The 1007-nt window shown below is 68.2% G+C and carries 1 protein-coding gene; it reads left to right on the top strand.

Annotation, left to right across the window (positions count from 1 at the left end):
• The coding region (locus tag PLC66_RS22845; RefSeq protein WP_324544463.1) for an OmpA family protein at positions 1–999 on the top strand (999 nt) is incomplete at its 5' end.
• Positions 1000–1007 lie beyond the last annotated feature (8 nt).

Below are 1007 nucleotides of genomic sequence, written 5' to 3'. Positions count from 1 at the left end.
GTCGCGCAGGTGGCTTCCGCGCAGGAATTCGATGATCGCTGGTACCTGAGCGGCTCCGTCGGCTTCAACCTGCAGGACGAAGACCGTCGCACGGACGACACCTATGCGCTGGGCCTGGGCGTGGGCAAGTTCATCAGCCCGAACTGGTCGGTGGAAGGCGAGCTGAACTACCAGAACCCGAGCTTCGACCACAACAGCGACCTGCTGTGGAGCCAGTACGGCGTGTCGGTGGACCTGCGTCGCCACTTCATGTCCGAGGCGCGCAGCTGGAACCCGTACATCCTGTTCGGCCTGGGCTACCAGCGTTCGGAGGAAGAGTATGTTCCGACGGGCGGCACGACCTCGCCGCTGCAGCGTGAGGACGGCAACCTGGCGGCGAAGGTGGGCGTGGGCGTGCAGAGCGACTTCAGCCGCCGCGTGGCGGTGCGTGCCGAGCTGGCGACCCGTTTCGACTTCGACACCCAGAGCTATGCGGCCGAGAGCGGCACGGATTCGTCGGGCTACCCGCACCAGATGGAAGAGAGCTACTTCAGCGACGTGATTGCGTCGGTGGGCGTGGTGATCCCGCTGGGTCCGGCGCCGACCGCGCCGGTGGCCCCGCCGCCGCCGCCGCCGGTGGCCCCGCCACCGCCGCCGCCGCCGGCCCCGATCACGATCGACCTGAACGGCGTGAACTTCGACTTCGACAAGTCGACGCTGCGTCCTGACGCGGTGGCGATCCTGAACGAGGCGGTGGAGATCCTGAAGCGTTATCCCGAGCTGCGGGTGGAAGTGGCTGGCCACACCGACCTGTGCGGTCCGGACGCGTACAACCAGCGTCTGTCGGAGCGCCGCGCGTCGGCGGTGTACGACTACATGACCAGCAACGGCGTCGACGCCGGTCGCCTGCTGGGTCCGGTGGGCTACGGCGAGAGCCGTCCGCTGGAGCCGACGGCGCAGACGCAGCCGGGCTGCCGCAGCGAGGTCAACCGTCGCACCGAGCTGAACGTCCAGAACTGATCTGGCGT

This window comes from Thauera sp., from assembly GCF_035444905.1.
In the GTDB taxonomy this organism is placed as follows: domain Bacteria; phylum Pseudomonadota; class Gammaproteobacteria; order Burkholderiales; family Rhodocyclaceae; genus Thauera.
Note: the sequence above shows the minus strand (reverse complement) of the source record. Positions and strands in the feature narration are given on the sequence as shown.